Genomic DNA, 20,577 nt, shown 5'->3' with positions numbered 1-20,577 from the left:
GGGCCAATAAAAAATAATGTGATGGCGATACAATAAAAACGCTCATATCACCTGCGGGTTATCGGTAAACCAGGCTATTTATGTGATCACGACCAACAACGAAGAAGGGCAACGCGATGGTGGAAATTATTCCTGTTAGCACGACGCTGGAACTGCAAGCGGCAGATGAAAGTCATGTTCCGGCGCTGCACCAACTGGTACTCAAAAACAAAGCGTGGCTACAACAGTCGCTCGACTGGCCGCAATATGTCACGTCGCAGGAGGAAACGCGTAAGCATGTGCAGGGTAATATACTGTTGCACCAGCGTGGTTACGCCAAAATGTACCTGATTTTCTGCCAGAATGAGATGGCGGGCGTACTCTCATTTAATGCCATCGAACCGATAAACAAAGCCGCCTATATCGGTTACTGGTTGGATGAGTCCCTCCAGGGACAAGGGATAATGTCGCAATCATTACAGGCGCTGATGACACATTATGCCCGGCGCGGCGATATTCGGCGCTTCGTCATTAAATGCCGCGTTGATAATCAGGCCAGTAATGCGGTCGCACGGCGCAACCATTTTACGCTGGAAGGCTGTATGAAACAGGCAGAGTATCTTAACGGCGTCTATCACGACGTTAATATGTATGCCCGCATTATTGATACGGATTAAAGGGAACCGACTAAGGGGGTACGCGTAATACGATCCTCGCCATTGATCACTTTTGGGCCGCGCAGGTGAATAGTATTGCCGTCAAACGCTATCACCGCCGCCCGTCCGCTAATCTCGACCTGGTGCTCAATCAGAATTTCGCCCTGTATACAGGCATGGCCTTCAATCAGCACGCGGTCGTCCAGTAAAATCGGGCCTCCGCGTACCTCTGCATGTCCGCCTACCAGCACATGATGTTTTAACACACAGTTGCCTTCGATTAACGCATGTTCCGCTACCTGCGAGCTGTAGCGAAGGGTAGGGATAGCATCTTCCGCTGTACCGGCGATAACCCGCGCATGGCCATAGACTTTGGCGCAGTCACAGATCCAGACATTATTGTCTTTGTTGCCTTCGATGAGCGCGAAATCAAAGACCTCCGCCCGGTGCTCAATAAAAGCGTGTGTGATAGTGGCGTCGCCATAAAGCTGTACCTGATGGACAATCCGCGAATGGCTCAGGGTGGCGCGATCGTAAATTTGTAAAATCTGCGCATGTTCATGCGTTAGTCCCTGAACGGCGAGAATTTCTGACTGGTTTAACACGCGGGCATCGCCATAAATCGCACACTCTCCGCGCACGGAAGAGGACTGAATGGTGACGTTGTCACCTATCCGTGCGCCATCGCTGATATCAGCGCGATCAATCCAGACGTTATCGCCTATTCGCACGTTATTGTAGAGCGTGCACGGCTGCGTGATACGCGCATTACCCGTAATTTCCGTGCCCGCAAAGGCCATCGCGTTTTCATCATAAATCCAGCAATCCCCCTGTTGTGACAGCACATTATCGGCATCAACCCAGCCGCCGGAGGTTCCGGCTTTAACATCGTTAAAATCCGTTACGGCAATAACTTGTCGTAATAAGACGCTTTTCTTCTCACCGTCTACCTGATAAGTAAAAGCACGAGGTTCTTCACTCAGTCGATATTTGGTCATAGGGAAATTCCGTGTGAACGATTAAGATAACCGTAGCAAAGGTACTGGCGAAACAACCAGAAATTCCATAAAATGCATTTAAAATATACTTTATAAATTAAACAAAATGCGTAATCACAAGCAGAGCGATCGTGTGCTCAATCTGCCTGCGGGCTATTTTGGCATCGTCCTTGGCACTATCGGTATGGGATTCGCCTGGCGTTATGCCAGCCAGATATGGGCAATAAGCCACTGGCCCGGCGACATCATGGTGATCCTGGCGATGATTATTTGGGCACTCTTGACCCTGGCGTTCCTTAGCCGTCTTGTGCGCTTTCCCCATAGCGTGATGGCTGAAGTGCGACATCCGGTAATGAGCAGTTTTGTCAGCCTGTTTCCCGCCACCACGATGCTGGTCGCGATCGGTTTCGTTCCCTGGTATCGCCCGTTGGCCGTTGCGCTATTCAGCGTGGGGGTCGTCATACAACTGGCGTATGCCGCATGGCAGACGGCGGGACTTTGGCGCGGAGCGCATCCGGAAGAAGCGACAACCCCGGGGCTTTATCTGCCCACGGTAGCGAATAATTTTATCAGCGCCATGGCCTGTGGAGCGCTCGGCTACAATGATGCCGGACTGGTGTTTTTAGGCGCAGGCGTTTTTTCGTGGTTAAGTCTGGAACCGGTTATTTTGCAGCGACTGCGTAGCTGCGGCGAATTACCGGCGGTGCTGCGTACGTCGTTGGGTATCCAACTGGCGCCCGCGCTGGTCGCCTGTAGCGCCTGGCTGAGCGTCAATGGCGGGGAGGGCGACACGCTGGCGAAAATGCTATTCGGCTACGGTCTGTTACAGCTTTTATTTATGCTGCGATTAATGCCCTGGTATTTATCACAACCGTTTAATGCTTCTTTCTGGAGTTTTTCGTTCGGCGTTTCCGCGCTGGCGACCACGGGGTTACATCTTGGTCACGGTAGTGAATCAGGGCTTTTCCATATTCTGGCCGTCCCGCTGTTTATTTTCACTAACGCTATTATCGCCTTATTGCTGGTTCGTACATTTCTATTGCTGGTGCAGGGGACGTTGCTTATTCGCACTGAGCGCGCTGCACTGTTGAAAACGGAGGAAAAAAATGACCGTTCGTGACGAAAATTACTTTACTGAGAAATATGGATTAACCCGCACGCATTCGGATGTGCTGGCGGCGGCAAAGGTTGTCGCGCCGGGCCGAACGCTGGATTTGGGATGCGGCAATGGCCGCAATAGTCTGTATCTGGCCGCGAACGGTTATGACGTTACCGCATGGGATAAAAATCCGGCCAGTATGGCTAACCTTGAGCGTATTAAAGCGGCAGAAGGGCTGGATAATCTGCAAACCGACATTGTCGATCTGAATACATTGACCTTTGACGGCGAGTACGATTTTATTCTCTCGACGGTGGTTATGATGTTTCTTGAGGCGCAAACCATTCCCGGTTTAATTGCCAATATGCAACGCTGCACAAAACCCGGCGGGTATAATTTGATTGTTGCGGCAATGGATACGCCGGACTTTCCCTGTACGGTGGGATTCCCGTTCGCTTTTAAAGAAGGCGAATTACGCCGCTATTACGAAGGATGGGACATGCTGAAATACAACGAAGATGTCGGCGAGCTTCACCGCACGGACGAAAACGGCAACCGTATCAAACTGCGCTTTGCTACGATGCTGGCGAGAAAACCGGCCTGACCGATGCAAGTTCTGTAAGTCTCGCTGCGTTCGGCATTTTTTTGTCGGGCGCCGCGTTCAAATTGTGCTGTCGTTACCATTTTTAGTGCATCCAGAATGATTTCGTTTTGCTATTATTTCCTTTGCATCATTGCGAAGACTAAAGGGATCGTTTCATGCGTACTCATACTTTATTTAAAGTTGCAGTGCTTACTGGCTTGCTGGCGTTATCCGGCTGTGCGTCCAAAGTCACACAGCCGGATAAGTATTCTGGATTCTTAAAAAATTATTCGGACCTGCAGGAAACTACCTCCGCCACGGGAAAACCGGTGTTGCGCTGGGTAGATCCACATTTCAATGACTCTAACTATGACAATATTGTTTACAATCCGATAACGTACTATCCCGTCCCCAAGCCAACGACCCAGGTCGGGCAGCAAGTTCTTGATAAACTGCTGGCTTATACGAACAGTAAAGTAAAATCAGCAATTGAACAGCGCAAACCGCTGGTCACGACGCCAGGGCCGCGCAGTTTGATTTTCCGCGGGGCGATTACGGGCGTGGATACCAGCAAAGAAGGGCTACAATTCTATGAGGTAATCCCTGTAGCGCTGATTGTGGCAGGCACGCAAATGGCGACGGGCCACCGAACCATGGATACCCACCTTTATTTTGAGGGTGAGCTGATAGATGCCGCGACCAACAAGCCGGTCGTCAAGGTAGTGCGCCAGGGTGAAGGTCAAGACCTGAGTAATTCCAGTACGCCAATGGCGTTTGAGACGTTGAAACAGGTCGTGGATGATATGGCGACGGATACCTCTATGTTTGACGTTAACAAAAAATAGTTCTGCGGCGCCATCGCAAGATGGCGCAAACCCCGGCAGATTAGCGGTCGCCATCAGCCAGACAACGATGGGCGGCGCGTTCTCGTTAATACAGCGTAGCCTATCCCGCCAGCGATCACCCCCCAGAATGCCGATCCGATGCCCATCAGCGTTAGCCCGCTGGCGGTGACGAGAAATGCGATAACTGCCGCGTCACGCTCATTTTCGTGAGTAAGCGCCTGATACAGGCTACCGCTAATCGTACTTAACAGTGCCAGACCAGCCAGCATTTGCACCCAGCTAACCGGCAGGGCGACCATCAGCGCGGTTATCGAACCGCCAAACCACCCGGCAAGTAAATAAAAAACGCCTGCGGCGGCGGCCGCTAACCAGCGACGCGTTGGATCGGGGTGCGCGTCCGGGCTTTGACAAATGGCGGCTGTAATGGCGGCAATGCAGATAGAATAAACGCCAAATGGCGAAAGCAGCAGCGCCAGCAATCCGGTAAAAATCATTAACGGAGAGACAGGAAGCTGATAGCCAGACGCCTTCATTGTGGCGACGCCGGGGGCGTTTTGCGATGCCATCGTCACCAGAAAGAGCGGTACCGCGACGCTCAGGCTTTGCGCGAATGAAAAGTGGGGGGGAACGAAGGTGGGCCACACCGGCGCGAAATGAATACCGCTCATCGCCACCTTACCCTGGATGAGCGCCACCGTTATTCCCATCACCATGGCAGCAATAACGGCATAGCGGGGCGCGAATACTTTAAAGAGTAGCCACGCCAATAGCATACCGCCGCACATGACAAACTCTCCGTTGAGCGTCCCGAACGCCTGCAGGCCGAAGCGTAGCAGTATTCCCGCCAGCATTGCGGCGGCAAGAGAATGGGGGATTATCCGCATCAAACGCGCAAACAATCCCGTGACGCCGCACAGCACAATCAGGGCATTGGCGACAATGAATATGCCCACCGCGTCTGGCAACGATAATCCCTGAAGCCCTGTTACCAACAGAGCGGCGCCAGGCGTTGACCAGGCGGTTAAAACCGGCGCACGATACCACAAGGTTAACGTTAGTGTGCTTATGCCCATGGCTATACCGAGGGCGGTCATCCAGCCGGCGATCTCTGCGGGTGTTGCGCCAGCGGCGAGCGCCGCCTGCCAGATAATGGCGGCGGAACTTGCATAGCCGACCAGAACGGCGACCAGACCAGATAATACAGTAGGTAACGGCAGTGATAACAGACGCATGATCGCCTCTTGTGCGTTATAACGGTCAGTCAATGTAGCATTGTGCGTTATAGCGTACAAGTGATACGCTATGGTCTTACTGGGGGGAAAAATGGATAACCTGACACACTATCTGGCGACCACGTTAAGAACGTTACGCCATCAGCGAGGCTGGAGTTTATCGCGTCTGGCGGAGATCTCCGGCGTCTCAAAAGCCATGTTAGGGCAGATAGAGCGTAATGAATCCAGCCCGACAGTCGCAACGCTGTGGAAAATTGCGACGGGCCTGAACGTTCCATTCTCAATGTTTATTTCGCCTCCGCAGGCCGAATTTCCGCCAACCTTCGATCCCCAGCAGCAAGCGATGGTAATCACACCGCTGTTTCCGTGGGACCCTGAACTCTGTTTTGACTATTTTTCTCTATTGCTGGCGCCTGGCGCGGTCAGCGAATCAGCGCCGCATAAAGCCGGCGTTATCGAACATGTGGTGGTGATTCAGGGTCGGCTGGACATGTGTACTGGTGGGGTATGGCAAACCATAGACGCCGGTAAAGGTTTGCGTTTTGCCGGCGATACGGCGCATACCTATCGCAACAGCAGTGACCAGACGGTTCATTTTCACTCGCTGATCCATTACCCGCGTGATTAAGCGGGAAAACTATTTCGTTAGTTTGCGCTTCTGACTACAATAGCCGCCATTTCGCTGCTATTGGATAAGAAAGACTGTATGCGCCAGCAACCTCACTATCTCGAATTGTTAAGTCCGGCCCGTGACGCCGCAATTGCTCGCGAAGCGATTTTGCATGGCGCAGATGCCGTCTACATCGGCGGACCCGGTTTTGGCGCACGTCATAACGCCAGTAACAGTCTGCGCGATATCGCCGATCTGGTCCCGTTTGCTCACCGTTACGGCGCCAGGATTTTTGTCACGCTGAATACTATCCTGCATGATGATGAGCTGGAGCCCGCGCAGCGGTTAATCACCGATTTGTACAACACCGGGGTGGATGCGCTGATTGTGCAGGATATGGGCATTCTGGAACTGGATATCCCGCCGATTGAGCTTCACGCCAGTACACAGTGTGATATTCGCAGCGTGGAAAAAGCGAAGTTTCTTGCCGATGTCGGTTTTTCACAGATTGTACTGGCGCGCGAGCTTAATTTGAGTCAGATAGCGGCTATTCATCAGGCTACTGACGCCACGATTGAGTTCTTCATTCATGGCGCGCTGTGTGTCGCTTATTCTGGGCAGTGTTATATCTCTCATGCGCAAACCGGGCGCAGCGCCAATCGGGGCGACTGTTCGCAAGCCTGTCGCTTACCGTATACGTTAAAAGACGATCAGGGGCGGGTGGTCTCTTACGAAAAACATTTGCTATCGATGAAAGATAACGACCAAACGGCTAACCTCGGCGCGTTGATCGATGCAGGCGTACGTTCCTTCAAGATTGAAGGGCGCTATAAAGACATGAGCTATGTCAAAAACATCACCGCGCATTATCGTCAGATGCTGGACGCGATTATCGAGCAACGTGGCGATCTGGCACGTGCGTCGGTTGGTCGGACCGAACACTTTTTTGTTCCCTCCACGGAGAAAACCTTCCATCGCGGCAGCACCGACTATTTTGTTAACGCGCGTAAAGGCGATATTGGCGCATTTGATTCACCAAAATTTATTGGCTTGCCGGTAGGCGAGGTGCTGAATGTGGCGAAGGATTATCTCGACGTAGAAGCTACGGAGCCGTTGGCGAATGGCGATGGTCTGAACGTGTTGATTAAGCGTGAAGTGGTGGGTTTTCGTGCCAATACGGTGGAGAAAACCGGTCATAACCGCTACCGCGTTTGGCCAAATGATATGCCTGCCGACCTGCATAAAGTCCGTCCGCATCATCCGTTGAATCGTAATCTGGATCATAACTGGCAGCAAGCGCTGACAAAAACCTCCAGTGAGCGCCGTGTGGCGGTTGATATCATGCTGGGCGGCTGGCAGGAACAGCTTATTCTGACGCTGACCAGTGAAGACGGTGTCTGCATCACGCATACGCTTGATGGGGTATTTGAGGAAGCCAATAACTCTGAAAAAGCGTTGAATAACCTAAAAGCCGGACTGGCGAAGCTGGGACAGACGCCTTACTACGCGCGTGATATGCAGGTGACATTACCGGCGGCGTTGTTTGTGCCAAATAGCCTGCTCAATCAGTTCCGTCGGGAGGCGGTTGATATGCTTGACGCGGCGCGGTTGGCCCATTATCAACGAGGTCGTCGGAAACCCGTGGCGCAGCCTGCGCCGGTCTATCCGCAAACGCATCTCAGCTTTCTCGCTAATGTCTACAACCACAAAGCGCGGGAATTTTATCACCGTTACGGCGTACAATTGATTGATGCGGCCTATGAGGCGCATCAGGAGAAGGGCGAGGTACCGGTCATGATCACCAAACACTGCCTGCGTTTTGCGTTCAACCTTTGTCCTAAGCAGGCGAAAGGAAATATTAAGAGCTGGAAAGCCACGCCGATGCAGTTGGTGCATGGCGATGAGGTACTGACGCTAAAATTCGACTGCCGCCCTTGCGAAATGCATGTCATTGGCAAAATTAAAAACCATATCTTAAAAATGCCCCAGCCCGGCAGCGTTGTCGCTTCAGTGAGCCCTGAAGCGCTGATGAAAACGCTGCCGAAGCGCAGGGGCGTTTAATTAACGAAAATAGCTTTCTGGTTTGCGCGATTTCTGCCAGTTGTGGTGCTCGCGCAAGCCTTCCGCGGATTCTTCCGCTGCCGCCCGTAATTCATCGCTGTCGGCTTCATGTCTAAGTTGGTGCCCTCCCGTCGCAAACCATACGAACGCATGGTCTTGCTGTTTCGCCAGTAACTGGCCTGAAAACAGCGCACAGGTCAGTAAAACTACTGATAACGTTTTTGTAAGCATCATGCCACCTTCCAGTTACGTCGTGAGGCTATGATGCCAATAATTTCTTTGAGTTATTATTCAACACTTCAAATTAGCGAAAACGGTTTGTCAATAAGTGCGATAAGTTGTATGAGAAAATATACTTATACTCAGTATATCAATTATAAAAATAACGAGCCAATTCGCTCCATAGTAAATCCATTATTCCATGGAAGTATATTTTAAAGGTATTATATTAGATGGTTTTGGTATTGCCAGGGGATTGTAAGCCATAATATTTATGGTGTGGTCAACGCTGGTGATGAGCCTCATTTTTTGCTGTTTCAACGAGTGAAGATAAATCTTCAGAAAAAAGGCTGTTATGAACTTGTAACGCTACATATTCAACAAGGTCGTTTAAACATAGCAGGTCATGAGAGGAATTTTCCTCAAGCATATTCATTAATATCTCATTCTTAAACAAACATGAATAAACTAGTTGAGTAACTGAGCTTTGTGTATGATTTGCATGAAATGTTGCATTCTTTAAGTTAGTATTCTCAATAACCTTTGCGGCTATTTTGTTTTTAATAGCGTCGTCAATAGGTAGTACACCTGCCTGGGCGATGCCCAGATTAATCCTGGAGGAGATGGCGGCTTTTCTTTCCTGTTCCTTCCAGTCACATAAATTACCCTTTTCTGCCATGTCGATAAGCGTCTCTTTTATATTTTTTAGGTCAACGGAAAATGTTATACCGCCGGATAGCGAGAGTAGTAACCGCTCAGGGAACAAGCAACATAGTGGTTCACAAACATAAGTGCTAGCTTTTATATTAATATCAGAATATCTTTTCAGGTGGGCAGACTGAGTATCAACACAGAGCACTGTTCTATTCATTATCTCATAATAGTAGTGATCCTGACGTATCACAATGCATAACGGAATATCTTCGTCATCTTTAATGCAGAGATTTGTATATTGATACTCAGCATCTTTATAGTGCTGAAAATGGAAATTTCCTCTGCATGATGGTGATGATAATTCATATAACTTGCAAAATAAATCAAATAAACGTTGCGCGTCAGGCGGAGAGGCAACATCACATAATTCCTTTATATATTGATCGGCAGCGGATCTTCGCGTGCTACAGAAAAAATCTTTAATCTTTTCCCATAGTAACGTAAAGAAGGAGCGTTGAGAGATGGCACTTTGAGAAAACATCTCACTCTTTAAAAACCCTCTCCCGATAGTAATTGGCATAATTTAGACCACAAGTGATTATATAATACTTCATTACTGGAATAGGTGGTATTAAAAATATTATCCCATGTTGCCCATCGGTTTGCCTATCGGTGAAACACCTGATTTTTGCTTTGTCCTGAACGTTCAAATCGACCCGTAGCTTTAGTCATGCCCATGCCTCCTGGACATGAAATATGTCAGGTAAAACGAATGAAACTAAAACGGTTTTCTTAATTTTTACATCATCATGTACCAAAGTAATGTTTAATTACACGCTATATTATTTTTAGAGAAAGTAAATTGTTGCTCAACCGTGTAGAAATTGTCTTATAAGAAGTTAAACTGAAAGTATTATTAGGCTAACAACAATGAGATATTTAGCGGTAGGGCAGAGAAGGCCAATGCTGATGGTACTTTGATATAAATATCTTACTCTTTAATTTCTGTCTTAATTATATTTGTTGTAACGATTAGCTGACAGGTTTATTTCCAGTTGGGCGATAAAATCATAAAAACCTGCGAGGAGGCTCAAAATGAAAAAATCAGATGGTGAAATTCACGAAAAAACAGCATCCTGGGGCATTCTGCAGTCAGAATGGCTAAGAAAATGTGGACGGCTATTATTGTTGTTACTTTACCGTTTCGTTATCGGATGGGCTTTTTTTCAGTTACTCGCCATGATTGTGGCAGGGTTATTTTTGTTAGGCGTCTTATTATTTCACCCTATAATATTTGTACAGACTATCGCAATCACCGAGAAGTTAAATCATGCTTCTCTTGATTTATGGCATATCCTTAAGTTATGCCTATGGCATTACGGTATCATCGCCGGGTTTATTTTTATGGCGGAGTGTACGTTAAGTAAAAGTATACGGCAGGTTCAGCGCTTGTCCAAAAAGTTTGGGGCACAGGATTTTTCTTCACGCCCGTGATCCGCCGTTGCAACCTGCGTTCTTACTGAATAATGGCTATGACCAGCAGACCGAATTATCTCGGTTTGAGGGGGGATTCTATGTGTTTGAACAACCGCGGTGAGTCGTAATTAAAGATGCCTTATCGCCGACAATCGAAGCGTTCCTCGCTAATTGCCTTCCTGACTATATAGTGGTCTTATCTTTGGCGAAACAATCTTATTTAGTTATGGAAGGCGACAACAACTTTCCTGCTGATTATCAAATAATCTTTCTGGTCCGGTAGACTCGACTTTGTGAAAACACATCGTTATCTGTGCTCCTGGGACTCACTCCCTTGCCGCCTTTAAGCAACTCGAATTATTTTGGGTATAGAACAGGCGGCGTAATGGTCATATAAGCAAAATATAACCTCTCCGTTTGTAATAAGGCACAGATTACAGGGGGGAATGATGTTTATTTTAACCATCTGTTTAAGCGCTGTCCGCTAATCTGTACCTGCTCAAATACATAATCACCCCTGTGACTCTCGCGAGGTGTAACATATGGTAAAATGCGTATCTTCTTTCCTCCTGTTCAGCCTGTTTTCCATTCAGGCAATGTCAGCTGAAAACCATATTGATCTCCACCAGCCAAAAGACTTTGTCGATATTACTACGGTCGCCCCCGACGTACAGGTAGACATGCGATACTTCACTTCCCATAACTTTATTGGTCGCCCAATTAAAGGCTATAACGCGCCTGTTTGCCTGTTAACACGACCAGCCGCGAACGCAGTGAAGCAGGTCGCCGATCGTTTACACCCCTTCGGACTTACCTTAAAAATATATGATTGCTACCGTCCGCAAAGCGCAGTGAACGACTTTATCGCGTGGGCCAAAGATCCTTCTCAAAACCAAATGAAAAACGAATTTTATCCGCAGGTAGAGAAAAATCGTCTGTTTGAGGAAGGTTATCTTGTCGCCAGATCCGGCCACAGTCGGGGAAGTACGCTTGATCTAACGATTGTTCCACTCGACAGTAAAATACCGATATACCATCCCGGACGACCACTGGTGAATTGTACTGCGTCAGCGGCGCAACGCTCGCCAGATAATAGTCTGGATTTTGGTACCGGCTTTGACTGTTTTAGTCCGTTATCCCATCCCGATAATGTCATGCTTACCGCTCAGCAACGCGCAAATAGGTTGTTATTACAAACATTGATGCGTGATGCGGGCTTTACGCCACTGGATACCGAATGGTGGCACTTCTCCCTTATTCATGAACCATACCCGAACACCTGGTTTGACTTTCCCGTTAAGCAGAGACCCTGAAACGGCGTTTTGTTGCGAAATCTAATCATTACGCCTGTTGGAAAGCACCATAACAGTTAGCAAATCATTGTTAATTTTAACAACTGATATACACTGCGGTTGCCACCTGCAAGCAGCGCTCAATGAGAACGAATAATGAAAAAATATCAACGTCTGGCGGAGCAAATTAGAGAACAAATCGCCTCTGGCGTTTGGCAGCCCGGCGATCGATTACCCTCGCTGAGGGAGCAGGTCGCCAGTAGCGGCATGAGTTTTATGACTGTCGGTCATGCGTACCAGTTGCTGGAAAGTCAGGGACGGATTATCGCCCGTCCGCAATCCGGTTATTATGTCGCGCCGCATCCGGTTTGTCGGTCAGTCGCGACGGCAGCGCACGTTATTCAGGATGAAGCCGTAGATATCAATACCTATATTTTTGAGATGCTGCAGGCCAGCCGTGATACCTCAGTGGTGCCCTTTGCGTCAGCGTTTCCCGATCCGCGTCTGTTTCCCTTGCCGCAATTGAACCGCTCTCTGGCGCAGGTCAGTAAAACCGCGACGGCAATGAGCGTCATCGAAAACTTGCCGCCAGGTAATGCAGAATTGCGCTATGCGATAGCACGCCGTTACGCGCAGCAGGGGATTACCGTTTCTCCTGACGAGATTGTCATTACCGCCGGCGCGCTGGAAGCGTTGAATCTTAGTTTACAGGCGGTGACAGCGCCGGGAGACTGGGTGGTGGTGGAGAACCCCTGTTTCTACGGTGCGCTACAGGCCCTGGAGCGATTGCGCCTGAAAGCGTTGTCGATACCCACCGATGTTAAAGAAGGTATCGATCTTATGGCGCTGGAACAGGCGTTACAGGAGTATCCGGTGAAAGCGTGCTGGTTAATGACCAACAGCCAGAATCCGTTAGGGTTCACGCTGAGTGCTGAGAAAAAAGCGCGGCTGGTTGCGTTACTCACGCACCATAACGTGACACTAATTGAAGACGATGTTTATAGCGAACTCTACTTTGGCCGCGAGAAACCTCTGCCCGCCAAAGCATGGGATCGCGACGATACCGTGTTGCATTGTTCGTCTTTTTCCAAATGTCTGGTTCCAGGTTTTCGCATTGGCTGGGTTGCGGGAGGAAGCCATGCCAGACAAATTCAGCGTTTGCAGTTAATGAGCACATTATCCACCAGTTCCCCCATGCAATTGGCGTTAGTGGATTATCTCTCGACACGTCGATATGACGCGCATCTGCGCCGATTGCGAAGGCAGCTTGCCGAACGTAAACAGCAAGCCTGGCAAACCCTTTTGCGCCATCTCCCGGCGGAAGTAAAAATTCACCATAACGATAGCGGTTATTTTCTTTGGCTGGAGCTACCTGAGCAGCTTGATGCCGGTGAACTTAGCGCCAAAGCGCTTGAACACCTTATCAGTATCGCGCCGGGGAAAATGTTTTCAACGTCCGGCGCCTGGACGCGTTTCTTTCGTTTTAACACCGCATGGCATTGGGGAGAACGGGAAGAACAGGCCGTAAAACAGCTTGGCAGCCTGATTCGCGAGATGCTGCGCGCTAAAAGCCTTGTGTGAGGTGGAATGCGTGTCAGCTCACAACCTGACTAAATTTCCCGAGTGTGCCGGGTGAGCATCTGGCGCGCCGTCTATTTTTAGGAAAGCGGCGGCCCGTTCGCCGGAAATCGATTAATGACGATATGGGAAAATGCTATGCAATATCAATTACTGATTAATGGCGTGCTGGTGGACGGCGAGGGAGAAAGGCAGTCTGTTTATAACCCGGCGACAGGCGAGGTCATACTTGAGATTGCGGAAGCGTCGCCCGCGCAGGTTGACGCCGCAGTGCTGGCCGCCGATAGCGCGTTTGCCGAATGGGGGCAGACCACACCCAAAGCACGGGCGGAATGTCTGTTAAAACTGGCGGACAGCATCGAGCAAAACGCCCTTGAGTTCGCCCGGCTTGAATCGCAAAACTGCGGTAAGCCTTTGCACTGCGTAATTAATGATGAAATTCCGGCAATCGTGGATGTTTTTCGCTTTTTTGCCGGCGCGGCCCGTTGTTTGAGTGGGCTGGCGGCGGGCGAATATCTGGAAGGACATACGTCGATGATCCGCCGGGATCCGATTGGCGTGGTTGCCTCTATCGCGCCGTGGAATTATCCGCTCATGATGGCGGCCTGGAAGCTGGCGCCAGCGCTGGCGGCAGGTAACTGCGTGGTGATTAAGCCTTCTGAAATCACGCCGCTGACGGCGCTTAAACTTGCCGCGCTGGCGAAGGATATCTTTCCGCCGGGGGTGCTCAATGTCCTGTTCGGACGAGGGCAGACTGTTGGCGATGTATTGACCGGCCATGAAAAAGTACGCATGGTCTCTTTAACCGGTTCTATCGCGACCGGGGAGCATATTCTGCGCCATACTGCGCCAGCGATAAAACGTACGCATATGGAACTCGGTGGTAAAGCCCCGGTGATTGTTTTTGATGACGCCGATCTGGATGCGGTGGCGCAGGGCGTCCGGACTTTTGGTTTCTATAATGCCGGACAGGATTGTACTGCGGCGTGCCGTATATATGCGCAGCGCGGTATCTATGATGCGCTGGTCGAAAAGCTAGGGAACGCGGTGAGCAGCCTGAAAATGGGCGCGCCGGAGGATAAGTCGACAGAGCTGGGGCCGTTAAGTTCGCTGGCGCACCTGAAGCGCGTCACAGCGGCTGTAGAGGAGGCGAAGGCCCTCAGCCATATCCGTGTGATTACTGGCGGAAGTCAAACGGAAGGTAAAGGTTACTATTTCGCTCCGACGTTGCTGGCAGACGCAAAACAGGAAGATGCCATCGTGCAACGCGAGGTCTTCGGCCCGGTGGTCAGTATAACCGTCTTTGATGATGAAGATCAGGTTCTGAGGTGGGCCAACGATTCTCGCTATGGTCTGGCATCCTCCGTCTGGACTCAGGACGTCGGGCGGGCGCACCGGCTTAGCGCCAGATTGCAGTATGGCTGTACCTGGATTAATACCCATTTCATGTTGGTTAGCGAAATGCCGCATGGAGGGCAAAAACAGTCGGGATACGGCAAAGATATGTCATTGTATGGTCTGGAAGACTACACCCTTGTCCGCCACATCATGGTTAAGCATTAAGGATCATTTACTGTTCAGAAAAATCGTGAAAAAATAGGCGGGTGTCGGCGGAGAGGGGGACCTCCCCGCCAACATGCGCAGCAAGTACTCAAAGGTTGAACACCTCAAGCAAACCAGCCGAATCTCAACGAGATCAGACCCAAAAGTCCTGCAGCAGCAAAGACATTAATCAGCACGACGGTTTTACTGGAAACATTCATTTTCGCCACCTTTCATCATAACCCCTATGGGTATAGTACGGGTTGGCGAGATCCGCAATAATACGTAAACAGGATATTCTGTGAGCGGAGCCGTGCATTGAGAACGTTTTGCTGTCAAGGCTGATAAACCTTGATGTGTGTCAAATAAAAAGAGCATATTGCGCGCGTTTTTTCCTCTGGTTGGCGCGGATGCCTGATATGACCCTCTTTCAAAAGATATTAATTTTTTACGCCGTCATGGCGGTGATATCATCCCTGATCACCTGGTTTTTGACTCATGACAAAAAACGAATTCGTTTCCTGAGCGCCTTTTTGGTTGGCGCGACATGGCCGATAAGTTTCCCCGTCGCATTGCTGTTTTCGCTTTTCTGACCTCAAGTTACCGGGCATGGTTTTTCCGCCAGGTCAGGCTATCAGGGCAATTAATTGCTCTCTGTCTACGTCGGTTACGTCCTGCGGATGCCGATATCCTGCGTTCTCATTGGCCAGGGTATACAGCGCAACAAGCCAGTCATAGACATAGCGGCTGGCGGCGTGAACGGGCTGTTCGTCAAGCTTTGTTAGACGCAACATTGTCGAACGCGGTGTTGCGGCGAAAATGGCTGCGCCTTTCTGAACGCGGCTGGCCGGGCGTTGGGCCTCCTCGATATTTGCGTAGCCGAGCCAGGCGATGAAGTTACCAATGATGGCATGGAGTTGCGCACCGCTCACCTCTTCACGCTGCATGGTTTTCTGTAACTGCTGAGGTAAACCGAGGCGATAGCTGGCGGTAATTAAAATCTCCGCCACGGCGTTGAGCATCTGCGGTTCCAGCCCCAGACGCTGCGCATTATCCCGGCAGTGGGCCCACTGGCGCAGATGATTGATCCACATTTTGTGCGCCTGGTAGCCTGTTTCATGACCTTCTGACGCTGAAGCGCGCGTTGGTTCGTCGGCAAAGAGATCGATCGCGTCATTAAATAAACCGCTGACCTGTTCTTCTCGTGACTGTCGGGTGCGCAGCAACGCTTCGAAGTTCTGTACCGGCGGTAACAGCCCGGCCAGCAGGTCGCCATGTCTGGCGGCCTGGGCCTGAAGACGCCGGATCACGGTTTCAACCGGTAGCCGCGCGTCATCAAACATCGGTAACAGATCGCGCACGCGGCCTCGCAGTTGTTCGCGTAACGCCTGTAAGCGCGCCTGTCGCTGTGGTGCCGATGTCGCCTGCGATAACCACTCCACCAAACGCTGCATACTGTGTTTATCCAGCGCCTGCAACGTTCCCCAGTGCACGCCAGGTTTACCCATCAACTGCTGGACGGCTTCATCCAGATTTTGCTGGGTGGCAAAACGGGCATCCTGTGGAGTAATAGCCCAGACGACGCCGGGTAACGCTGATTCGTGCTGCGGCTGCGTGGCGTTAATCCACTCCAGTAAGTGACGGGCGGCAGTGGACGTTTGCGAGCGAGATGCCAGAGCATTGCAAATCACCAGAACATCGGGCTGTATCTGCTGACGGTAATGGGCCAGCATCCAGCCTAATTTTGCCCGCCATAACGGATGAGGATGACTGTCTGGCGCGACCGGAATATCCAGTAAATCAACGTTATCCAGTACGCTATTTTCAACGGTTAGCACCAGTTCGCGAGTAAGCAGCGCCAGAGAATCAAGCGAAAGGCTGACCGCATTGAGCAGTCGGCCTTCCTTAACCGGATGCACCACCACATCGCTTTGCGTATCGCTGGCGGTTAGCGCCATTTGCGTCAGGAAGTTTTCCGCCGGTAAGCCAAAATGATCGACCAGCAGGCTGAGCGGCGCCGCCAGTTCCCCGGCATGGCCGGTTTGTTGCAACATATGCGCCAGCGCCAGCCATTGCTGGGTGATCTCTGGTTGCTCTCCCCACAGTAATGCCCAGGCGTGCGCCCGTGTCGTGAGATCCAGCGCAGGCAAGAGCGAGGCAAAGTGTTGCCATGTCGCATCATCAATATGTTGTCTGGCGGACGGAAGACAAGAGCGCCAGAAACTCGCGATGGTCGCTACCTCTTCAGCGGTAACGCCGGGGACGGGCTGCGGTTGGCGAAGCGATTGCCATTTCTCCAGGCGTGATGTGATAATGGATTTTTCGACCTGGCGACAAACGGGGGACGCGCTGGTCCAGGCAATAAAGATCTGCACCAGTTCGGCTTCACTGATCAAGCGCAGGCGCAACGGCCAGCCGTTCTCGTTTGAAAAAATGTCGCGCGTAAAGCGAATAGCCATATTCGCTGGCGCATGACCCGGATTGATGTGGCTGAAATAATCATAGTCACGGTCCGGCGTGATAATTTCCAGCTTGCCATTCTCGTTACCGCATAGCGTCGTTAACAGATGCGCTTTTGCGGATTGCGCATACCCGTACAGACCAACGCAGCCATGTGACGCGCAGGCGGCGTTGAGCGCTGACTCATCCGCCGCGGCAAGCGTAAGTTGCGCCAGCAGAGCGTCGGCTTCGTCATCCAGTCGCGTTGCGTAACGGCGCGTGTTGTTAACCCACTCGATAACAGCCTGGGTGGCGTTTAACGGTTTTGTCATTTCAGGTATACACTCCCGCTATCTATCCAGTAGTGGCTGCCGCTGTGGCGACGGTCAGCCAGCGTATTCAATTTTAATGTCAGCGCATCGGCGGCGACCGGCGTCCCCTCCTGGAGCCAGGCATCACTTAATATGAACGATTCCGGGGCGCTATCTTTGCTACTGCCGCGTAATTTCAGTCGCACATTCAGTACGCCGTCGCCTGCGATGGTTTTCGCCAGTTCGGCGGAATTAATGCTCAGGCAATAGAGTGGGGTCGCAGGCCAGCGACTGTTCGCCAATTGACGAAAGCCCAACGTTACGTTGCCGCGTAGCGGAAAATGCAGGCGAGCGTCCAGCGTTGCGCCGGGTTTATCCAAATCGATCTCGTGATACCAGATATTTTCATCGCGAAGCGTATTAACGGTATTATCCAGTACGCCGAGATAACGCACAGTCGAATACGCGCCAATATCAGCCGCTTTAAAATTGAAACGCGGCAGACGTAAGTCCAGTGCCAGGCTGCATAACATCGCGCCTACCGCGGCAGTGGATTTTGGATTGCCGATACGCCCTTGCTGACTGAAGGGATACCATTCATGTACCTGATACTTATCCATCCACACAATGCGATTAACCGGCACCGGTTGTAAGTGCCGGATGAGCGCCTGTACGCCGGGTAAACAGGTCGGTCTCCCCGTCACCAGCAAGATATCGCAGTGATAGTGGGAGATCGCTTCGCAGACCGCATGAAGCGGCGTTGTCAGCGTAAACTGACCGGCCAGCAGAGCCTCCTGAAGCTGGCTAAACTGGATTTGCAACGGCACATTGAATATATCAAATGTCGGCGAACCAGACGGTAAGGCATGATCGATCGCCTGCTGGATATAGTTCATCACGTTGCTTGTTGGGCGGCGGATCAGCAGATCGCCAAATGTTGCATGTAAACCGGCAAACGGATCGTTAATGTCGCTTTGCTCCCAGGCGGAAAGTACCGCATGGCCCAGCGGCATAAATAATTGCAGCGCCGTTTGCTGGCGCAAAATGGCCTGAGTATCAATTCGTCCCGAATCGCCAAATAAGGTCGCCAGCAGGGCGGCGGCATCCGTAACGCCTGCCCGTTGCAACGCCGTTTGCAGGGAAGGGAGTACGCAACGCTGAATGATATCCAATAGCAGATCGTCCCCGGCGACTTTAAAACCTTCGCGAAACAGGAGATGAGGCGTAATTTTTACATTGGCCCCCACGCCGTCATCTAACTGATAGTGAACGATCGCCATATCCGTCGTGCCGCCGCCGATATCAATCGATGCCACGCGCAACGCGCGTCCGGGGACGACGCCGGGTTCAGGCTGGCGATCCGGTCTGGCGAGCGCATTAAAAAAGGATTCGGTACGCCCGGCGTAATGCGAAATGGCTTCGTTATAAAGCCATACCAGTTGGCCGCAACTTGCTTCGTCCCATTCCATCTGTATTTCTGGTACCGGCACCACGCTTTTTTCACGCTGCTTAGGCGTGGTGAAATCCTCATCCTGCGGATGCCAGCCCATAGCTTTCCAGACCAGCGCCAGCGCTTCAAACATTCGCTGGCGGAAAATTTCTCGCTCCTGTTTCGGCATGGCGGAAGGCAGCGTTAAAATCAGGGTGCGTAGCTGGCGCGGCGAGGCGGGAAAGCCGAGCCGCAGCCGGGTGGCGACGCTGTTAATTTGCCCCAGCGCCTGAGCCAGAATTTCGCACAACATATGCGTCATCAAGGTGCTACGGCTGTATTGCGGCGAAAAAACCGGTAGCCTTTCTTCATGCGGCAGGCGGAATAACGGCTGTCCGTCGTCGTTCATCAGATTCATCAGCGGAAACGCGGTGGCAAGCGGTTCGCGCTGCGTTTTACCGTGGATCTGGCTAAAACGCCAGTCCTGCAAGGCGGGGGTTTCATCCCACAGGTAGCGGCGCGGGCTGGAGATGCCGCTGCTGCCTTCGGTGCCCACACGCTGCATAGCAAGGGCGCGAGCCTCGTCGCCCACACGCACAATGGAAGGCCACACAAAGGCGTCGTCTCGTCCGCTTTCGACAGAAAAGTGTTGCTTGCCAAAGCGTGCTTCTGAGAATTCCACCCGGCTGGTAAATAAAGGATCGTTCAGATACTGCGGCTCGCTTAAAGAACGCACCTGAAGCTCTGCCGTCTGGCGTAACCCGTCATTCGCATCGCCATGATCCTCGATCAAGACGCCGCAGGTATGCGTATTGCCGACATCCAGAATCAGATCGACCGGGATTGCGGGCGTGCTTAACGTATGTGTCACAAACTTTACTTCCGGCACCGTAAGCTGTTCGCCTAACAGCGTCAGTAAATTCAACCAGTGCGCCTGATACTCAAAGCTACGCAGCGCTTGTTGAATGGCCTGTTCCGGACGGTTTTCCACCTGTGAGGCATACTGAAGAAACGACTCGCGCAGCCAGCCGTCAATCCATGTCTGGTCAAGAAAATCGGCAACTTCTTCATCGCGCCAGGCGAGCGCAAAACGTGTGCCATTGAGCAGATCGTTTTCGCAAGGCGCCAACACCGCAGGCATATTTTTTGCCAGTTGACTGTCGAAGGCGAGGGTGATGCGGTGTGTGTTTCCGGCGCTATCTGGCTCGCTGAGTTTACGTACCTGAATGCGCGCCCAGTTATCCGGCCCGTCAATAAAGGTACGCGGCGGATTAAAACGCAGGAACGGCAGGGGGAGCCAGATTCCGTCGAGTACATCCAGAGAATAGTGCAGCGTCTGAGTGCTTTCTGGTTTCACGACTTCGGGTTGGCCGCCAGCACGTCCAGGCAACGTGTAGCGCCCGCTGGTCAGATCAAAATCGAGGCGCAGTAGCGGGCCGTTTGCCGTTTTGCGCACAAAACGTCCGTAGTGGGCCGACTCTTGCGGCGTTAAGCCAAAATCAAGAAACTGGACGCCGCTGTTTGCAATGAGCGTGACGCTCTGTTTGTAATCACACAGATTGACCAACATAAAA

General features: G+C 51.3%; 18 protein-coding genes and 1 pseudogene. 12 read left to right on the top strand and 7 right to left on the bottom strand.

Going from position 1 to position 20,577, the window contains the following annotated elements:
* Positions 1–116 precede the first annotated feature (116 nt).
* Positions 117–656, top strand: a complete 540-nt coding sequence (gene rimL / locus ACLJZ5_RS01665) for a 50S ribosomal protein L7/L12-serine acetyltransferase (protein WP_000229294.1) — start codon at positions 117–119, stop codon at positions 654–656.
* On the opposite strand, the gene ydcK is transcribed toward rimL, so the two are convergent.
* Positions 653–1,633: a YdcK family protein gene (gene ydcK / locus ACLJZ5_RS01660; protein WP_000170582.1), complete on the bottom strand. Its 981-nt coding sequence runs from the start codon at positions 1,631–1,633 to the stop codon at positions 653–655. The genes rimL and ydcK overlap by 4 nt on opposite strands.
* Before the next feature lie 106 nt (positions 1,634–1,739).
* Here ydcK and tehA point away from each other — a divergent pair, with 106 nt between their 5' ends.
* The 3 genes from tehA to ACLJZ5_RS01645 all read left to right on the top strand — a co-directional run bounded on the left by tehA (position 1,740) and on the right by ACLJZ5_RS01645 (position 4,160).
* Positions 1,740–2,753, top strand: a complete 1,014-nt coding sequence (gene tehA, locus ACLJZ5_RS01655) for a dicarboxylate transporter/tellurite-resistance protein TehA (RefSeq protein WP_001243996.1) — start codon at positions 1,740–1,742, stop codon at positions 2,751–2,753.
* The gene (gene tehB / locus ACLJZ5_RS01650; RefSeq protein WP_000218275.1) at positions 2,740–3,336 is read left to right on the top strand and encodes a tellurite resistance methyltransferase TehB; all 597 of its coding nucleotides are present in this window, start codon (positions 2,740–2,742) and stop codon (positions 3,334–3,336) included. Before tehA ends, tehB begins: the two co-directional genes overlap by 14 nt.
* Positions 3,337–3,491: 155 nt before the next feature.
* Positions 3,492–4,160: a DUF3313 domain-containing protein gene (locus tag ACLJZ5_RS01645; protein WP_001259021.1), complete on the top strand. Its 669-nt coding sequence runs from the start codon at positions 3,492–3,494 to the stop codon at positions 4,158–4,160.
* A 53-nt stretch (positions 4,161–4,213) separates the two neighbouring features.
* Here the strand turns inward: ACLJZ5_RS01645 and ACLJZ5_RS01640 are convergent, their stop codons facing one another.
* Positions 4,214–5,392: a benzoate/H(+) symporter BenE family transporter gene (locus tag ACLJZ5_RS01640; protein WP_024797930.1), complete on the bottom strand. Its 1,179-nt coding sequence runs from the start codon at positions 5,390–5,392 to the stop codon at positions 4,214–4,216.
* Positions 5,393–5,483: 91 nt separating this feature from the next.
* Between ACLJZ5_RS01640 and ACLJZ5_RS01635 the strand changes: the two genes are divergently transcribed.
* Both ACLJZ5_RS01635 and ACLJZ5_RS01630 read left to right on the top strand, forming a co-directional pair.
* The gene (locus ACLJZ5_RS01635; protein ID WP_000369544.1) at positions 5,484–6,020 is read left to right on the top strand and encodes a helix-turn-helix domain-containing protein; all 537 of its coding nucleotides are present in this window, start codon (positions 5,484–5,486) and stop codon (positions 6,018–6,020) included.
* Between the two features lie 78 nt (positions 6,021–6,098).
* A complete protein-coding gene (locus tag ACLJZ5_RS01630; RefSeq protein WP_024797931.1) occupies positions 6,099–8,063 on the top strand; it encodes a peptidase U32 family protein in 1,965 nt (654 codons plus the stop codon).
* Here the strand turns inward: ACLJZ5_RS01630 and ACLJZ5_RS01625 are convergent, their stop codons facing one another.
* On the bottom strand, positions 8,064–8,294 hold the full coding sequence (locus ACLJZ5_RS01625) for a DUF2554 family protein (RefSeq protein WP_000956438.1): 231 nt from the start codon (positions 8,292–8,294) through the stop codon (positions 8,064–8,066).
* Between the two features lie 271 nt (positions 8,295–8,565).
* Complete coding sequence (gene sifB / locus ACLJZ5_RS01620) at positions 8,566–9,516, bottom strand: SPI-2 type III secretion system effector SifB (RefSeq protein ID WP_024797932.1); 951 nt, start codon at positions 9,514–9,516, stop codon at positions 8,566–8,568.
* A 515-nt stretch (positions 9,517–10,031) separates the two neighbouring features.
* On the opposite strand from sifB, the gene ACLJZ5_RS01615 reads away from it, so the two are divergent.
* The 5 genes and pseudogenes from ACLJZ5_RS01615 to patD all read left to right on the top strand — a co-directional run bounded on the left by ACLJZ5_RS01615 (position 10,032) and on the right by patD (position 14,845).
* The gene (locus ACLJZ5_RS01615; RefSeq protein ID WP_024797933.1) at positions 10,032–10,430 is read left to right on the top strand and encodes a hypothetical protein; all 399 of its coding nucleotides are present in this window, start codon (positions 10,032–10,034) and stop codon (positions 10,428–10,430) included.
* Positions 10,431–10,462: 32 nt separating this feature from the next.
* Positions 10,463–10,695 (top strand): annotated as a pseudogene (locus ACLJZ5_RS01610) (hypothetical protein).
* A 259-nt stretch (positions 10,696–10,954) separates the two neighbouring features.
* Positions 10,955–11,725: a M15 family metallopeptidase gene (locus ACLJZ5_RS01605; RefSeq protein WP_024797934.1), complete on the top strand. Its 771-nt coding sequence runs from the start codon at positions 10,955–10,957 to the stop codon at positions 11,723–11,725.
* Positions 11,726–11,860: 135 nt separating this feature from the next.
* Positions 11,861–13,285: a GntR family transcriptional regulator YdcR gene (gene ycdR / locus ACLJZ5_RS01600; RefSeq protein ID WP_024797935.1), complete on the top strand. Its 1,425-nt coding sequence runs from the start codon at positions 11,861–11,863 to the stop codon at positions 13,283–13,285.
* Positions 13,286–13,399: 114 nt separating this feature from the next.
* Positions 13,400–14,845, top strand: coding sequence for an aminobutyraldehyde dehydrogenase (gene patD / locus ACLJZ5_RS01595; RefSeq protein WP_000158095.1), 1,446 nt, complete (start codon positions 13,400–13,402; stop codon positions 14,843–14,845).
* A gap of 104 nt (positions 14,846–14,949) precedes the next feature.
* Here patD and yncL read toward each other — a convergent pair whose 3' ends face one another.
* Complete coding sequence (gene yncL, locus ACLJZ5_RS01590) at positions 14,950–15,045, bottom strand: stress response membrane protein YncL (protein WP_001103198.1); 96 nt, start codon at positions 15,043–15,045, stop codon at positions 14,950–14,952.
* Between the two features lie 198 nt (positions 15,046–15,243).
* On the opposite strand from yncL, the gene ACLJZ5_RS01585 reads away from it, so the two are divergent.
* On the top strand, positions 15,244–15,417 hold the full coding sequence (locus ACLJZ5_RS01585; protein ID WP_000171943.1) for a GhoT/OrtT family toxin: 174 nt from the start codon (positions 15,244–15,246) through the stop codon (positions 15,415–15,417).
* Between the two features lie 33 nt (positions 15,418–15,450).
* Here the strand turns inward: ACLJZ5_RS01585 and srfC are convergent, their stop codons facing one another.
* Together srfC and ACLJZ5_RS01575 are read right to left on the bottom strand one after the other, a co-directional pair.
* The gene (srfC, locus tag ACLJZ5_RS01580) at positions 15,451–17,595 is read right to left on the bottom strand and encodes a virulence-associated effector SrfC (protein WP_024797936.1); all 2,145 of its coding nucleotides are present in this window, start codon (positions 17,593–17,595) and stop codon (positions 15,451–15,453) included.
* A complete protein-coding gene (locus tag ACLJZ5_RS01575) occupies positions 17,592–20,573 on the bottom strand; it encodes a virulence factor SrfB (protein WP_024797937.1) in 2,982 nt (993 codons plus the stop codon). Before ACLJZ5_RS01575 ends, srfC begins: the two co-directional genes overlap by 4 nt.
* Between the last annotated feature and the right edge of the window lie 4 nt (positions 20,574–20,577).

The organism is Salmonella sp. 5800, from assembly GCF_046558195.1.
GTDB lineage: Bacteria > Pseudomonadota > Gammaproteobacteria > Enterobacterales > Enterobacteriaceae > Salmonella > Salmonella enterica.
This window is presented reverse-complemented; position numbering and strand designations above follow the sequence as displayed.